The sequence below is a fragment of the Bacillus sp. PAMC26543 genome, from assembly GCF_014250375.1.
In the GTDB taxonomy this organism is placed as follows: domain Bacteria; phylum Bacillota; class Bacilli; order Bacillales; family Bacillaceae; genus Bacillus; species Bacillus halotolerans.
Genome location: NZ_CP060193.1, coordinates 2578566 through 2595275, shown reverse-complemented (window position 1 = coordinate 2595275; position 16710 = coordinate 2578566). Strand labels below are relative to the sequence as shown.

General features: G+C 43.4%; 16 protein-coding genes. 14 read left to right on the top strand and 2 right to left on the bottom strand.

Annotated features, from left to right (window positions below; genetic code table 11):
• The first annotated feature begins 12 nt into the window (after window positions 1-12).
• On the top strand, window positions 13-1224 hold the full coding sequence (locus H7F27_RS12950; protein WP_095714824.1) for an FtsW/RodA/SpoVE family cell cycle protein: 1212 nt from the start codon (window positions 13-15) through the stop codon (window positions 1222-1224).
• Window positions 1225-1298: 74 nt separating this feature from the next.
• A complete protein-coding gene (gene pyc, locus H7F27_RS12945; RefSeq protein WP_101860692.1) occupies window positions 1299-4745 on the top strand; it encodes a pyruvate carboxylase in 3447 nt (1148 codons plus the stop codon).
• A 410-nt stretch (window positions 4746-5155) separates the two neighbouring features.
• On the opposite strand, the gene ctaA is transcribed toward pyc, so the two are convergent.
• The gene (gene ctaA, locus H7F27_RS12940) at window positions 5156-6076 is read right to left on the bottom strand and encodes a heme A synthase CtaA (protein WP_095714822.1); all 921 of its coding nucleotides are present in this window, start codon (window positions 6074-6076) and stop codon (window positions 5156-5158) included.
• A gap of 351 nt (window positions 6077-6427) precedes the next feature.
• Between ctaA and cyoE the strand changes: the two genes are divergently transcribed.
• From cyoE to ctaG, 6 genes are all read left to right on the top strand, one after another.
• Window positions 6428-7345, top strand: a complete 918-nt coding sequence (gene cyoE / locus H7F27_RS12935; RefSeq protein ID WP_010334129.1) for a heme o synthase — start codon at window positions 6428-6430, stop codon at window positions 7343-7345.
• A 238-nt stretch (window positions 7346-7583) separates the two neighbouring features.
• Window positions 7584-8654, top strand: coding sequence for a cytochrome c oxidase subunit II (coxB, locus tag H7F27_RS12930; protein WP_024121285.1), 1071 nt, complete (start codon window positions 7584-7586; stop codon window positions 8652-8654).
• Window positions 8655-8686: 32 nt separating this feature from the next.
• A complete protein-coding gene (gene ctaD, locus H7F27_RS12925; protein ID WP_024121286.1) occupies window positions 8687-10555 on the top strand; it encodes a cytochrome c oxidase subunit I in 1869 nt (622 codons plus the stop codon).
• A complete protein-coding gene (gene ctaE / locus H7F27_RS12920; RefSeq protein WP_010334132.1) occupies window positions 10555-11178 on the top strand; it encodes a cytochrome c oxidase subunit III in 624 nt (207 codons plus the stop codon). Before ctaD ends, ctaE begins: the two co-directional genes overlap by 1 nt.
• Before the next feature lie 2 nt (window positions 11179-11180).
• Complete coding sequence (gene ctaF / locus H7F27_RS12915; protein ID WP_024121287.1) at window positions 11181-11513, top strand: cytochrome c oxidase subunit IVB; 333 nt, start codon at window positions 11181-11183, stop codon at window positions 11511-11513.
• 26 nt (window positions 11514-11539) lie between these two features.
• Entirely contained in the window at window positions 11540-12433 is an 894-nt protein-coding gene (gene ctaG, locus H7F27_RS12910; RefSeq protein ID WP_024121288.1) for a cytochrome c oxidase assembly factor CtaG, read from the top strand.
• Between the two features lie 33 nt (window positions 12434-12466).
• On the opposite strand, the gene H7F27_RS12905 is transcribed toward ctaG, so the two are convergent.
• Window positions 12467-12829 carry a YugN family protein gene (locus H7F27_RS12905; protein ID WP_106020356.1) on the bottom strand — a complete coding sequence of 121 codons (363 nt, stop codon included), beginning with the start codon at window positions 12827-12829 and terminating at the stop codon, window positions 12467-12469.
• A 139-nt stretch (window positions 12830-12968) separates the two neighbouring features.
• On the opposite strand from H7F27_RS12905, the gene H7F27_RS12900 reads away from it, so the two are divergent.
• From H7F27_RS12900 to H7F27_RS12875, 6 genes are all read left to right on the top strand, one after another.
• The gene (locus H7F27_RS12900) at window positions 12969-13415 is read left to right on the top strand and encodes a CBS domain-containing protein (RefSeq protein WP_010334136.1); all 447 of its coding nucleotides are present in this window, start codon (window positions 12969-12971) and stop codon (window positions 13413-13415) included.
• Between the two features lie 85 nt (window positions 13416-13500).
• Window positions 13501-14538, top strand: a complete 1038-nt coding sequence (locus H7F27_RS12895) for a CAP domain-containing protein (RefSeq protein ID WP_024121290.1) — start codon at window positions 13501-13503, stop codon at window positions 14536-14538.
• Window positions 14539-14977: 439 nt separating this feature from the next.
• Complete coding sequence (locus H7F27_RS12890; RefSeq protein ID WP_103671645.1) at window positions 14978-15376, top strand: YlbD family protein; 399 nt, start codon at window positions 14978-14980, stop codon at window positions 15374-15376.
• Between the two features lie 15 nt (window positions 15377-15391).
• Window positions 15392-15631, top strand: a complete 240-nt coding sequence (locus H7F27_RS12885; protein ID WP_024121292.1) for a YlbE-like family protein — start codon at window positions 15392-15394, stop codon at window positions 15629-15631.
• Window positions 15632-15758: 127 nt separating this feature from the next.
• Window positions 15759-16208 (top strand): regulatory iron-sulfur-containing complex subunit RicF, encoded by a 450-nt coding sequence (gene ricF, locus H7F27_RS12880; RefSeq protein ID WP_010334140.1) that lies wholly within the window; start codon window positions 15759-15761, stop codon window positions 16206-16208.
• Between the two features lie 54 nt (window positions 16209-16262).
• On the top strand, window positions 16263-16535 hold the full coding sequence (locus tag H7F27_RS12875; protein WP_024121293.1) for a YlbG family protein: 273 nt from the start codon (window positions 16263-16265) through the stop codon (window positions 16533-16535).
• Window positions 16536-16710: the final 175 nt, after the last annotated feature.

Below are 16710 nucleotides of genomic sequence, written 5' to 3'. Positions count from 1 at the left end.
GAAGAGGATGTTATGTTAAAAAAAATGCTAAAATCTTATGATTACTCACTGATATTCGCAATTGTTTTACTATGCGGATTCGGTTTAGTGATGGTGTACAGCTCAAGTATGATTACGGCTGTTTCTCGGTATAACGTAAGCAGCAATTATTTCTTCATGCGTCAGCTGTTTGCTTTAATCGCAGGAGGCATCCTTTTTATTGTTATGGCCGTGTTTCCTTACAAAGCACTGGCTCATCAAAAATTTCAAAAGGTGATGCTGCTTGTTTCAGTGTTTGCGCTTATCTCACTGTTTGTATTCGGGCATGTTGCCGGAAATGCGCAAAGCTGGTTTAAAATCGGCGGAATGAGTATTCAGCCGGGTGAATTTGTCAAGCTGGTAGTGATTTTATATCTAGCAGCTGTATATGCAAAAAAACAAAGCTATATTGATCACCTGTTAACAGGAGTTGCGCCTCCTGTGGTGATGACGGTTATTATCTGCGGTTTAATTGCCATGCAGCCTGACTTTGGTACAGCGATGATTATCGCCATCATCGCTACGTGTATGATCTTGTGCTCGGGTTTCAGCGGGAAGACGCTGGTAAGGCTTGTTTTGCTGGGTGGAATTGTCTTAATTCTGGTCAGTCCAATTATTTATTTTAATATGGATAACATTTTAACAGAAAAGCGTTTAGCTCGTTTTGAGAGTCTGGAAGACCCGTTTAAATATGCGAATACATCAGGTTTACAAGTGATCAATTCTTATTATGCGATTGGGTCGGGAGGTATTTTCGGTCTTGGGCTCGGAGAAAGTATCCAGAAATACGGGTATCTTCCTGAGTCACATACTGACTTTATCATGGCCGTGATTGCTGAAGAACTTGGCATTTTTGGGGTATTGTTTGTTGTTTTCCTGCTGGGCTTTATCGTATTAAAAGGTTTCTATATTGCGAGAAAATGCGAGGACCCGTTTGGAAGTCTTCTGGCAATCGGCATTTCTAGCATGATTGCCGTACAATCGTTTATTAACCTTGGCGGTGTCAGCGGACTAATTCCGATTACGGGTGTTACGCTGCCATTTATCAGCTACGGAGGCTCTTCTTTACTTCTATTATTGGGAAGCATGGGGATATTAATCAACATCAGCATGTTTGTGAAATATTCAGAGAATAAGAAAAAGAGAGAGTCCTTGGCGCCAAAGGGAATGAAAAAGAAGCAGCTTGAAAAAACTGTTTATCTGTAAAAAACAAGTGTGTACACGTGAAGGATATTCCGATATGATAGATTATATTCCATTCGGGTAAGGGGGAAAAAAGTTTGTCACAGCAATCGATACAAAAAGTGTTAGTAGCAAACAGGGGAGAAATTGCAATCCGTATATTCCGCGCTTGTACAGAATTGAATGTTCGTACAGTTGCGGTTTATTCAAAAGAAGATTCCGGTTCCTATCATCGTTACAAAGCCGATGAAGCGTACCTGGTTGGCGAAGGGAAAAAACCAATTGATGCCTACCTGGATATTGAAGGTATTATTGATATTGCGAAAAGAAACAAGGTGGATGCGATTCACCCGGGATATGGTTTCTTATCTGAAAATATACATTTCGCAAGGCGCTGTGAAGAAGAAGGGATCGTGTTCATTGGTCCGACTTCTGAACATTTAGATATGTTTGGTGATAAGGTAAAAGCGCGTGAGCAGGCGGAAAAAGCCGGAATTCCTGTTATACCAGGAAGCGACGGCCCTGCAGAAACGCTTGAAGCAGTCGAACAATTCGGACAAACTCACGGTTATCCGATTATTATTAAAGCTTCGCTTGGCGGCGGCGGCCGCGGCATGAGAATTGTCAGAAGTGAAAGTGAAGTCAAAGAGGCATATGAACGTGCGAAATCAGAGGCAAAAGCAGCCTTTGGCAATGATGAAGTATATGTAGAGAAACTGATTGAAAACCCTAAGCATATTGAGGTCCAGGTTATCGGGGATAATCAGGGAAACGTGGTTCATCTATTTGAACGGGATTGTTCTGTTCAAAGACGCCACCAAAAGGTGATTGAAGTAGCGCCGAGCGTTTCGCTGTCAACTGAATTGAGAGACCAAATTTGTGAAGCTGCGGTTGCGCTTGCTAAAAACGTGAACTATATAAATGCTGGTACGGTTGAATTCCTTGTCGCGAACAACGAGTTTTATTTTATAGAAGTAAATCCGCGTGTTCAAGTTGAACATACAATTACGGAAATGATTACCGGTGTTGATATTGTGCAGACACAGATACTTGTTGCCCAAGGCCACAGCCTACATAGCAAAAAAGTCAACATTCCGGAGCAGAAGGACATTTTTACAATCGGCTATGCGATTCAGTCACGGGTAACGACTGAGGATCCGCAAAATGATTTTATGCCTGACACAGGGAAAATCATGGCTTACCGCTCGGGCGGAGGCTTTGGTGTTCGTCTTGATACAGGAAACAGCTTCCAAGGCGCCGTTATTACGCCATATTACGATTCACTGCTCGTTAAGCTATCAACTTGGGCTTTAACGTTTGAACAGGCGGCGGCCAAAATGGTTCGAAACCTTCAGGAGTTTAGAATCAGAGGAATTAAAACAAACATTCCGTTCCTTGAAAATGTCGCAAAGCATGAAAAGTTTCTGACAGGGCGATATGATACGTCTTTCATTGATACAACGCCTGAGTTGTTTAATTTCCCTAAGCAGAAAGACCGCGGAACAAAAATGCTTACTTATATTGGGAATGTGACCGTGAATGGTTTCCCTGGAATCGGCAAAAAAGAAAAACCGGCGTTTGACAAGCCGTTAGCTGTAAAAGTCGACGTTGATCAGCAGCCTGCAAGAGGAACAAAACAGATTCTAGATGAAAAAGGCGCTGAAGGGCTTGCAAATTGGGTTAAGGAACAGAAATCTGTTCTATTAACTGATACAACATTCCGGGATGCCCATCAGTCTTTACTTGCGACTAGATTCAGATCGCATGATTTGAAAAAAATCGCTAATCCGACGGCTGCGTTATGGCCGGAGCTGTTCAGCATGGAAATGTGGGGAGGCGCGACCTTCGATGTAGCTTACCGCTTCCTGAAGGAAGATCCATGGAAGCGTCTGGAGGATCTCCGCAAGGAAGTGCCGAATACGCTGTTCCAGATGCTGCTTCGTTCCTCAAACGCTGTCGGCTATACGAATTATCCGGATAATGTGATTAAAGAATTTGTGAAGCAATCCGCTCAATCCGGTATTGATGTTTTCCGTATTTTTGACAGCTTAAACTGGGTAAAAGGGATGACGTTAGCCATCGATGCCGTTCGGGATTCAGGTAAAGTGGCTGAAGCGGCAATTTGTTATACAGGTGATATTCTTGATAAAACCCGTACAAAATATGATCTCGCTTACTATACATCTATGGCGAAGGAGCTTGAGGCTGCAGGGGCCCATATTCTCGGAATTAAAGATATGGCAGGTCTGTTAAAACCGCAAGCTGCATATGAGCTGGTGTCTGCGTTGAAAGAAACGATCAATATTCCGGTTCACCTTCATACGCATGATACGAGCGGCAACGGAATTTATATGTATGCAAAAGCAGTAGAAGCAGGCGTTGATATCGTAGACGTGGCGGTCAGCTCAATGGCTGGCTTAACATCGCAGCCTAGCGCGAGCGGATTTTACCATGCGATGGAAGGCAACTCCCGCCGTCCGGAAATGAACGTGCAAGGCGTGGAATTACTATCCCAGTATTGGGAATCAGTTCGTAAATATTATAGTGAATTTGAAAGCGGGATGAAGTCTCCGCATACTGAAATTTATGAGCATGAAATGCCTGGAGGCCAATACAGTAACCTGCAGCAGCAGGCGAAGGGAGTAGGCTTGGGCGATCGCTGGAACGAAGTCAAAGAGATGTACAGACGAGTAAATGATATGTTCGGTGATATCGTGAAGGTTACGCCTTCCTCTAAAGTAGTCGGGGATATGGCGCTGTACATGGTGCAAAATAACCTGACTGAAAAGGACATTTACGAAAAAGGCGAATCATTAGATTTCCCTGACTCTGTTATTGAGCTTTTCAAAGGAAATATTGGACAGCCTCATGGCGGATTCCCGGAAAAACTTCAAAAGCTCATTTTAAAAGGGCAGGAGCCGATCACAGTGAGACCGGGAGAACTGCTTGAGCCGGTATCCTTTGAAGCGATCAAACAGGAGTTTAAAGAGCAGCATAACCTAGAGATCTCAGACCAGGATGCTTTGGCGTACGCACTTTATCCTAAAGTCTTCTCTGATTATGTAAAAACTGCTGAAAGCTATGGAAATATTTCGGTATTAGATACTCCGACCTTCTTCTATGGCATGACATTAGGCGAAGAAATAGAAGTGGAAATTGAACGCGGGAAAACGCTGATCGTCAAACTAATTTCAATCGGTGAACCTCAGCCGGATGCAACTCGTGTGATCTATTTCGAACTGAACGGCCAGCCGCGTGAAGTGGTCATAAAGGACGAAAGCATTAAGTCTTCCGTTCAGGAAAGATTAAAAGCAGACCGTACAAATCCAAGTCATATTGCAGCTTCTATGCCTGGAACTGTCATCAAGGTACTGACAGAAGCGGGTGCCAAAGTTGATAAAGGTGATCATTTGATGATCAACGAAGCCATGAAAATGGAAACAACGGTTCAGGCGCCATTCTCAGGAACAATCAAACAGATTCATGTGAAAAATGGAGAGCCAATCCAAACGGGAGATCTGCTTCTCGAAATTGAAAAAGCATAATCAAAAAAGAGTGTATATCATTTGATATACACTCTTTTTTAGTGAGGAACGAGATATGAACGTGCAGCTGCTGCAACGAGCGGGGGCTGTTTCAAACGTGTGTGAAGGACGCATTGGTTGTCTGCTCGCGGGTGCAGGAATGAGAAAAGCTGATGCTTAATAAGCTTGGTATAATTACGGCTTCTTTTCTGGTGAGAATGAATTGACTTCTTGAGGAAAAGTTATTTTAATTAAAATCCTGTCCCAAACATCGATTGAGCAGCGCGTTTAGAATACATCATCGCCCGAGATTATCCAAACCTTATATAAATCATCAAGTTCAGTATGCAAACCGAAAGTTGAATTATATGAAGCTGCCGAAATGGAATCATAAAAAAGACCAAAGCGTATAAGAGCTTTGGTCTTATGTCTTATACCCGTCTTGATTCGTAACGAAAGCGTGCAATCAATAATAAGAAGTAGCATAAAACCCCAAACAGGCAGGCAATAAAAAATGAGTGCGCAAGCGCAAAGCCCAGCGCCAGTTCAGAATACACGATCATAATGCCGGATAGTGCCTGTAACGTGATAAAAATAAGACACGAAATCCAGCCCCAAAAGATTTGTTTTTGTTCTTTATAGGAAGTAATCGCATGAACAGCGGCAACGATAATCCATACAAACAGGAGCAAGGCTGCAGCTCTGTGCCCCATTTGCACCCATTCGTGGAATTGGGTCGGAAGTCCATTGTTCAGCCGGCTGCACAGCGGCACATCAGGACACGCCAGACTGGATTCTGTATGTCTTACGTATGCGCCAGTATACACAACGATATAGGAATATATCAAAATACCTATCATGTGAAATTGCATTTTCTTGCCGATTTGAAGCGGTTTGACAAGTTTTCTGGCTGATTTATCAGCTTCAAATATAAGCAATGTTAATATTAGAACAGACGCAAAGGAAATCAGTGAAATCCCAAAATGAAGCGCCATAATAAGCGCGTTTGAACCGAATACAACAGCTAACGCGCCAAGCAGTGCCTGGAGAAACAAAAAGATAATGGACATGATGGCAAGAAACGTTGTCTCACGGAAAACAGGTGTGATTTTTCTCCATGACCAAAAGGCAAGGCTTAATACAAGAATAATTGAGATGCCGCTTGCGAATCTGTGGCTCCATTCAATAATAGAAGCGGGATTCAGTTCAGGGAAGAAGCGCCCGTGGCACAGCGGCCACTGTCTGCCGCATCCTTGGCCGGAACCTGTTTTTGTAACGAGGGCTCCCCCGATTAAAACAATAAGCATCACAAATGTAGTCAAAACACCGAGAGCTTTTAATGCTTTATTCATACAATATCCACCTTCTTAACAAACTGCTGCAATTTTTTATACGTACCAAGTGTAAGCGAATATGTGTTTTGTGGCAATTCTTAGAGCCCTTTGTTCACAAAAATATAATAGAATCACGACTTCTGGAAATGTATACTTGATTATTCATGCCGGGTCTGATAGAAATAAGGTAAACGCATTATCGAATTGGCGTTTGCCTTCATCTTTGGTAAAATTCATAAAAAGTTCACAAATAAATTCCTGTTTCTCGTTTAATATTTAATAGGATGTTTTTTTACAAGTTGTTATCTTGTATGATAGAGTTGCAGGTTATTATAAACCTGCGTTAGGTTTGTAAGGGAGGTTTACGTTATGGCTAACTCCAGAATCTTAAATGATACAGCTATAGACGGACAAATTGAAGAAACAACGGCATGGAAAGATTTTCTGTCCCTCATTAAAATAGGGATCGTAAATTCTAATCTCATCACAACTTTTACTGGAATGTGGCTTGCTTTTCATATTTCCGGTTTAAGCTTTTTAGGCAATATAAACACCGTTCTTCTTACTTTATTTGGATCATCTTTGATTATTGCGGGGTCCTGTGCGATCAATAACTGGTATGACCGGGACATTGACCATATCATGGAGCGTACAAAAGTAAGACCGACGGTTACGGGTAAAATTCAGCCGAATCAGGCATTATGGTCTGGAATTTTGCTTGTTGCTTTAGGATTGATCATGCTGCTGATGACCACTGTGATGGCTGCTGTTATTGGTTTTATCGGAGTATTTACTTATGTTGTCCTGTACACAATGTGGACGAAACGCCGCTATACGATTAACACAGTAGTAGGAAGTGTTTCCGGAGCGGTGCCGCCTCTGATTGGATGGACGGCAGTAGAAGGAAATATCGGCGTCGTGGCATGGGTATTATTTATGATTTTATTCATTTGGCAGATTCCTCACTTCTTATCGCTTGCCATTAAGAAAACTGAGGACTACAGAGCCGCGAATATTCCAATGCTTCCAGTCGTATATGGATTTGAAGTGACGAAAAGACAAATTATTGTATGGGTTGCGTGCCTGATGCCGCTTCCATTCTTTTTAGGAAGCCTAGGTCTTCCGATTGTGATTCTCGGATTGCTGTTAAATATCGGCTGGCTGATTCTTGGCTTGATGGGCTTCCGTTCAAAGAATATCATGAAGTGGGCGACGATGATGTTCGTTTACTCACTGAATTACATGACAATCTATTTCGTTGCAATGGTTGTCTTTACGCTTTTCTAAAAAATAGATACATTGCTTGTTTTATCGCTTCAAAATAACCGATGACAACTAGTGAATGCCGCCTTGACCTTTTGTTTAATCAGGCGGCTTTACTTTTATACATAGATGGCATTTTGAGTAAAAAAACTCATAATTTAAGAGAAGAGGAAATGTAAGTGCTTTATTGGGAGGCGGCCGGATTGCGATGGAATCAATCTATTTTCCGCCGCTGTATTGACCAGAAAAGGGGTTGGGTGAAATGGTAAAGCATTGGCGTCTTATCTTATTATTAGCCTTGGTGCCGCTTCTGTTAAGCGGATGTGGAAAACCTTTTTTATCCACGCTCAAGCCTGCTGGCGAGGTGGCTGATAAACAGTATGATCTGACAGTGCTCAGTACATTGATTATGGTTGTTGTCGTAGCAGTCGTATCTGTTATCTTCTTTTACGTGATTGTAAGATTCAGAAGGTCACGGGTTGGGGAAAACACGATACCAAAACAAGTGGAAGGGAATAAATTTTTAGAAATCACATGGACAGTGATCCCTATTTTGCTGCTCATCATTCTTGTTATCCCTGTCGTATTATATACGCTTGAACTCGCAGATACATCACCTATGGATAAGAAAAACCGCAAAGCCGAGGATGCTCTCGTTGTCAATGTCAGAGCAAATTTGTATTGGTGGGAGTTCGAGTATCCTGATTACGGCATTATCACAAGCCAGGAGCTGATCGTACCGACAGACCAGCGGGTTTATTTCAGTTTAAAAGCCTCTGATGTAAAACATTCTTTCTGGATTCCTTCAGCAGGAGGAAAAATTGATACCAATACTGATAACGAAAATACGTTCTTCTTAACTTTCGATTCAAAACGCAGCAAAGAGGCGGGAGATACGTTCTTTGGAAAGTGCGCTGAGCTTTGCGGGCCTTCACACGCACTCATGGATTTTAAAGTAAAGGCGCTTTCTGCGAAAGAATTCCAGTCATGGACAAAAGATATGAAAAACTATAAGACGGCAGCAGAAAGTGATTTGGCTAAGCAGGGGGAAGAGCTGTTCAAAGAGAAGAACTGCCTGAGCTGCCATGCGGTCGAGCCAAATGATAAGCGTGCAGAGGCAGCAAGAACGGCGCCAAACCTTGCTACTTTCGGTGAAAGGACAAAAGTGGCAGGGGTGAAGGATGCGAATAAAGAAAATGTGAAAGCCTGGCTGGAAGACCCGGAGAGCATAAAGCCAGGGAACAAAATGACAGGAACATATCCGAAGCTTTCAGACAGTGAAATGGACGCGCTTTATGAATACTTAAAAGGCTTGAAAGCAGAAAGCAAGTAGGGAAGAAAGGGAGATATTGGGGGAGGTCACATATGTTGAATGCGCTTACAGAAAAGCGGACGCGCGGATCTATGCTTTGGGATTATTTGACGACGGTGGACCATAAAAAAATCGCGATACTTTATTTAATCGCAGGGGGATTCTTCTTTCTTGTCGGGGGAATTGAAGCGATGTTTATCAGAATCCAGCTTGCAAAGCCGGAAAATGCTTTTCTCAGTGCTCAAGCGTACAATGAAGTGATGACGATGCACGGAACGACAATGATCTTTTTGGCTGCGATGCCGCTTTTATTTGCTTTGATGAATGCGGTTGTTCCATTGCAGATCGGAGCGCGGGATGTTTCGTTTCCATTTTTAAATTCGCTTGGTTTTTGGCTCTTCTTTTTCGGGGGCATTTTCTTAAACTTAAGCTGGTTTTTGGGAGGAGCGCCAGATGCGGGCTGGACGTCATATGCCTCGCTTTCGCTTCATTCAAAAGGGCACGGCATAGACTTTTTCGTCCTTGGACTGCAAATATCCGGACTGGGGACGCTGATAGCCGGGATTAACTTTTTGGCCACGATTATTAACATGAGGGCTCCCGGCATGACGTACATGAGGCTGCCTTTGTTTACATGGACGACATTTGTGGCGTCGGCATTGATTTTGTTCGCGTTTCCGCCGCTTACGGTTGGCTTGGCTCTTATGATGCTGGATCGGCTGTTCGGCACAAATTTCTTTAATCCTGAGCTTGGCGGTAACACGATTATTTGGGAGCATTTATTTTGGATATTCGGACATCCGGAGGTTTATATTCTGATTTTGCCTGCTTTCGGCATTTTCTCAGAGGTCATCCCGGTGTTTTCCAGAAAGCGTTTGTTTGGATATTCTTCAATGGTTTTTGCGATCGTGCTTATCGGTTTTCTTGGCTTTATGGTTTGGGTGCACCACATGTTTACGACAGGCCTCGGACCGATTGCGAACGCAATCTTTGCAGTTGCCACAATGGCGATCGCGATTCCGACCGGGATTAAGATATTTAACTGGCTGCTGACGATTTGGGGAGGAAATGTGAAGTACACGACGGCCATGCTGTATGCCGTCTCATTTATCCCATCCTTTGTGCTTGGCGGTGTGACAGGTGTCATGCTGGCTGCGGCAGCTGCAGATTACCAGTTCCATGATACGTATTTTGTTGTGGCGCACTTTCACTATGTCATTATAGGCGGAGTCGTATTCGGGCTATTAGCCGGTGTTCATTTCTGGTGGCCGAAAATGTTCGGTAAAATTCTGCATGAAACAATGGGGAAAATTTCATTTGTTTTGTTTTTTATCGGTTTCCATCTTACTTTTTTCATCCAGCACTTTGTCGGTTTAATGGGAATGCCGCGCCGTGTTTATACCTTCTTGCCAGGCCAGGGCCTTGAAACCGGCAACTTGATCAGTACAATCGGGGCGTTTTTTATGGCTGCAGCAGTTATCCTCCTGCTTGTCAATGTCATATGGACTTCGGTGAAGGGCGAATATGTCGGAGATGATCCATGGCATGACGGACGTACGCTTGAATGGGCTGTTTCGTCACCGCCGCCTGAATATAATTTTAAACAGCTTCCATTTGTCAGAGGGCTTGACCCGCTGTGGATCGAAAAGCAGGCGGGACACAAATCTATGACACCGGCTGAACCGGTTGATGATATCCATATGCCAAACGGTTCAATTCTGCCGCTGATCATTTCCTTCGGTCTCTTTGTCGCTGCCTTTGGTCTCTTGTATAGAACCGACCACGCTTGGGGCCTGCCGGTGATCTTTATCGGACTTGGCATCACATTTTTTACAATGCTGCTCCGTTCATTGATTGATGATCACGGTTATCATATTCACAAAGAGGAACTGCCGAACGATGATAAAGGGGTGAAGGCGTAATGCAAATTGAAGAAAAATTCACCGCAGAGACCTTTCCAGCTTCTCCCGAAAAAGCAACACTGGAAGGGAAAAATAAATTTTTAGGATTTTGGCTTTTTCTTGGGGGAGAGACTGTTCTGTTCGCGTCTCTCTTCGCCACTTTTCTTGCACTACGGAATTCAAACGCCGGTGACCCGCCTACGACAGAAATGTTTGATGTCACACTCGTTTTTATCGCCACAATGCTCTTATTAACGAGCAGTTTAACGAGTGTGTATGCGATGTACCATATGAAAAACTTTTCATTTGGCAAAATGCAGCTCTGGCTGGGAATTACCTTGTTATTGGGTGCGGGATTTTTAGGCTTGGAAATTTATGAATTTAAGCATTACACACATGAGTTTGGCTTTACCATCACAAGCTCGGCGCTTGGCTCATCGTTTTATACGCTTGTCGGCACACATGGTGCACACGTGGCGTTTGGCCTTTTGTGGATCAGCACGCTGATGATCCGCAATGCAAAAAGGGGCTTAAGCTTATATACAGCGCCTAAGTTTTACGTGGCCAGTCTTTACTGGCATTTTATTGATGTCGTGTGGGTCTTTATCTTTACCGTTGTATATTTAATGGGGATGGTGGGATAAACATGGTCGATAAAAAAAGCAGAGGACATATCAGCAGCGACCTTGAATATAAGAAAAAGAAGCATGCTCAGGAGATGAAATATCAAGTCATGTCTTTTGGCCTGATGATCGGCCTTACGCTCGTTGCATTTCTGACTGTGGCAACAGACGGCATCGGCAGCTGGTTTACGATTCCTTTCATTATACTGCTCGCGGCTATTCAAGTGATATTTCAGCTGTATTACTTCATGCATATGAATCAGAAAGGGCATGAAGCGCCGGCATTGTTTCTGTATTCAGGCATGTTTGTCGCGTTCATTACGGTGCTTGCGTTTGTTACAATTATATGGTGGTAATTTGAGCAGCCGCCGGAGGTGAAGACATGAATCAGTTAGACGTGTTTGGGTTTCGCGCCATGTGGAGCCCTTATCTTTTTTGTATCCTTTTAGGCATCACGGTGTTTTACATCTTTTTTTACAGACGGTTGACTTCAAAGCCTGACCGTATCACGGGTAAAGAAATGGCCTGTTTTCTGTCGGCGATGCTGTTTTTATATGCAGCCGAAGGAAGCCCGGTTGATCTGCTCGGACATATTATGTTCAGCGCCCATATGGTGCAGATGGCTGTTTTGTATTTAGTGGTTCCGCCTTTATTAATCGCAGGAATTCCCGCATGGGCCTGGGAAAAAATGATTTTTCGGCCTGCCATTAAACCATTTTTTACATTTTTCTCTACACCTTTAATTGCATTGCTTTTATTTAACGGCATTTTTTCTCTATATCATGTGCCGCTAATATTTGATACTGTCAAAACGGATACGCTTTACCATGCGTTAATGACTTGGCTCATCTTCGTGTTAGCGTTTTTTATGTGGTGGCCGCTCGTACACAAGGTGGCTCGGCTCCCGCAGCTCAGCGGTTTGATGAAGCTGGGCTATATTATGGCGGACGGTATGCTGCTCACGCCTGCTTGTGCACTGATCATGTTTAGCGGCACGCCATTATATGCCACTTATACCGATCCGTCTGCCTGGGCGGAAGCAATGAAGCTTTGTGTTCCTGCGGATATGCTGGGACAGGTTCCGTTAACAGGACCGGAAATGTTTAACACACTTCCTTTGTTAGAGGATCAGCAGCTTGGGGCAGTTATGATGAAAATCATTCAGGAAATTGTGTACGGCGCTTTTTTGGCTATTGTCTTTTTCCAATGGGTGAAGAAGGAAAGGGAAAAGGATGGACAGGAGGAGCCGCCTTATATTCAGCAGACGATATCATAAAAGGTACAGCGGCAATCGGCTGTACCTTTTTTATTACATTTGAACTGTTTTCAGCATGTCGGAGATGTCCTGGATGAGTGCCTTGCTTTTGGTCACAACCTGCACTGGGAATTCTTCTGTTTCTCCGTATTCCACTCCGTGCGGGTAATAGTGTTTTCCTAATAGAGGGGGCATTAATTGAATAACGGCGCGGCCGCTTCCGACATCGCCCTCTGCCGCAATGCCTTGAACCCGCAGGTAAAACGTTCCCTCAATCGTCGAAAACTTTCTGTCATAGGTCACTCTTTCATAATCCCATTGACCGGCTCTGATGAGTCCCTTGCTTTCCATCAAATCGTCCAAGAGGCTGAGCTCAGCCTTTACCCCTTCAAGTCCGCTATCAGTAAACTTCAACACTGACCCCTCCTTATAAAAATTACCTTTCCTGACAATCATAGTATGAAAGCGTTAAACTTTCAATGAATCTTCTTCTTTTGAAAGTATGCAAAAATGAAAATTTGACGAAAATATCACTAGATAAAAGGAGGTTTTACGGATGACAAAAATAAAAGATCTGATGACAGCTGACTTGCAATATTGCACGGTATTAGATAATGTATATGAAGCTGCGGTAAAGATGAAAGACGCGGATGTAGGAGCCATTCCGGTAGTTGATGAGGATGGAGAAACACTGGTCGGCATCGTAACCGATCGTGATCTGGTGTTAAGAGGCATCGCCTCAAAAAGGCCAAACTCGCAAAAAATCACTGACGCTATGACTGAAAAACCTGTCAGTGTGGAAGAGGACGCGCCAGTTGATGAGGTTCTTCATTTAATGGCATCCCATCAGCTCAGGCGCATACCTGTAACCAAAAACAACAAGCTGACTGGTATTGTCACGCTTGGCGATCTTTCCTTATCTGAACAAACAAATGAACGTGCCGGCAGTGCTTTATCAGATATTTCAGAGGACGAAAACAGAGAGCAAGGCTTTTTGCATTAACACATAAATCTTTGACATGTTAAATAGGCTGTATTGTAATGAAAAATAAGGCAAGACATGCAATTCACATCACGGGGGTGATAGATTGAAAAATATATTAAGAGCCATGGTTATCCTCTTGATTATTTGCGGAACTTACGTTCTGTTTATTCAATATGGGGCTGTTCCTGAAAAAAAATCAAATGACAGCGAACCTCAAGTCTCTAACGAGGAAGCGGCAAGCGGCAAACGAATACATATGCCGACTTCAGGATTATTGTCCTTTATGGGCAAATCCGCCGACGATGTAAAGAAAAAACTTGGGGAACCGGAACGTATTGACCCCTCGGCTTATGATTACGAATGGTGGGTTTACAATCAGGGAAAAGACCAGTATGTGCAAATCGGGATGCTGCACAATAAAGTGGTCACATTATTTGCGGCGGGAAATGATATTAACGCAAAGCCCTTCAAAATCGGTGAGTCAACGGGAGAAGTATTTAAGACAACCCAGGTGGCTCCGTTTGTAAATGTAGAGTATAAAGGAAATTCCTATCGGTTTGAGTTTTCTGAAGAGGACATCAACACCAGACCGACTGTAAAAGTAGGGAAGATGTACGTCCAGCTGTATATGGACAAATTTGAAGGGAAGCTATCCAGCATCAGGGCGTTTGATGCGCAAACCTTTGTCAAGCAAAGACCTTATGAGGTAGTGTACCGCGGTGAGTTAGTAGAACCGCAAACCGTTACGGAAGATAAGTGGAAAGAGATCCAATCAACGAGTGAAAAGCAAATACTCGATTTGACCAATGTTATTCGTGTCAAACATGGGTTAGCTAAGCTTGAGTGGGATCAGCCGACGGCCGAAGTGGCTTTTGGCCACAGTGAGGATATGAAAGAAAACAACTATTTCTCCCATGTATCGAAGAAATACGGCACGCTGAAGGACCGCTTAGAAAAAGGGGATGTCGACTTTGAGCAAGCGGGAGAAAATATCGCGTACAATTATGTGGACGGTCCGGCTGCTGTAGAAGGCTGGCTGAATAGTGAAGGCCATCGAAAAGCGCTTTTACATTCAGACTACACGCACCTTGGCGTCGGTGTAGACCGGAAGTATTACACTCAAAACTTTATTAAACGCTGAAATCAGCCGCGGACGACAGGTTCTGCGGCTTTTTATTGTTTCTGCAAAGGCTTTAGAACAAGGTGATTGCAGCAGACGAAGCTTTCTCAATGGATACTGTGAGTGACATTACCAAAAAAATGAACTTTTAAGGAGCTGAAGCTGGATCAACGTGTTGCTGTCCGGCTCTTTTTTGATGAGGAGACTTTAAGATCGGCCGGGGGCGATTAAGGATCTTGTTCTGATGGGCTTTGGAATGCGGAATCCCAAACATTTGCAAAAGGCAGGAATCTTGATTTCAGGAACAATTAAGGCCCCGGCTTTATCGGGGGAGGAAGCTTCTGTTATTCTGCGCTTCTTGTTTTACGAGAAAATGATTTTTCGATGAATATTAGGCGAACACAATGGCTCACAAACCGATACATTGTAGTAGGTATATTTTTCGGAGGGGGTGAGGATTGTGGCCAATCAACATGCCAATCATTCAATTAATGACTTTAAACAATTCGTTAAAAAACATCCCAAGCTGATTAAAGAAGTGCGCAAAGAACAAAGAAGCTGGCAGGACGTGTACGAAAATTGGGTCCTTTTCGGAGAGAAAGACCCAATTTGGGACCCGTACAGAGAACCGGAGGAAGCCGCAGAAGCGGCACCCGAAACATCAGAAAAAAATGATTTTGTTTCTAAAATGGTTACAGCTGTGAAAAAGATGGATGTCAATCAAATGAATGAACAGATCAATAAAATGAGCCAATCGATCTCATCGTTGCAAAGCCTTCTCAACACATTTTCCGGAAGCGGACAGAAGCAATCTCAGCCAGGACCCGGACAGCATCCTTTTTCTTTTCGGAAGGATTAATAAAGGAGAGCTTATATGCGCAAAGACGTTCAGGAATTTATTTTAGCAGATAAAGAACGAAAACGATTCTTAAGAGAACAGCCGATATGGTATCGGAGGCTTGCGAGAAAGCCGGATGACCTGGCTTCATTTCAGCTTGAGATGATGAATTTTTACGAAAAAACCATTCCGCATCGGGTGAATCAATTTACGAACGGGATTCAAATGGCGCAAATGATGATGCAAATGTTCCAGGCAATGCGGACAAAAGATTAAAAGACCCGAAAATGGGTCTTTTTCATTGTGTAAACTAGGGAGGCTTTTACAACTCCATTTTTAAGTGCGGCTAAGCATTTTCCAATTGGCTGGTTTCATGGTAAACTAACAACTGGAGGTGCGTGCTATGTATGCGACGATGGAATCCGTGCGGCTTCAAAGTGAAGCTCAGCAGCTTGCCGAGATGATTCTGCAGTCGGAGACGGCTGAGAACTACCGCAATTGTTACAAGCGTCTCCAGGAAGATGAAGAGGCAGGGCGGATTATTCGTTCTTTTATCAAAATAAAAGAGCAATATGAGGATGTGCAGCGTTTTGGCAAATATCATCCTGACTATAGAGAAATATCCCGAAAAATGAGGGAGATCAAACGGGAGCTCGACCTGAACGATAAGGTGGCCGACTTCAAAAAAGCAGAGACGGAACTGCAGTCTATTCTTGATGAAATCAGCGTTGAAATTGGGACAGCTGTATCAGAGCATATTAAAGTTCCGACTGGGAATCCTTATTTTGACGGTTTGTCTTCATGCGGAGGCGGCTGCGGATCAGGCGGCGGCTGCGGATGCAAAGTGTCATGACGAGACTGGCCGTCTCGTCTTTTACATATAAGAGAAATCAGGCAGGTGAATGTATTGGAGAATAGACGCCAAGGCATGATTGTGTATCTTCATTCTTTAAAGCAAAGCAAAATGCTGAGAAAGTTTGGAAATGTGCATTATGTGTCAAAACGCTTAAAATATGTCGTGCTGTATTGTGATATGGGCCAAATTGAAAAAACAATGGACAAGATCTCATCTTATTCTTTTGTTAAGAAAGTTGAGCCTTCATATAAACCGTTTTTAAAATTGGAATTTGAGTCAAAGCTTGATAAAGCAAAAGAATATGATTATAAAATCGGAATATAGCTGTATAAAAAAATCCCCGCAGGTTTCTGCGGGGTCCTTCTATTCCTTAACAAGTTAAGGAGAAGGCAAAGGGAGAGGAGAAACCGGAGGAAGAACTTATGGGGAAACGTAAGTCTTCTCCGCGGTTGGCAACAACATCCTCTGGATGCTGTTGCTTATAGTATGGACAATGATC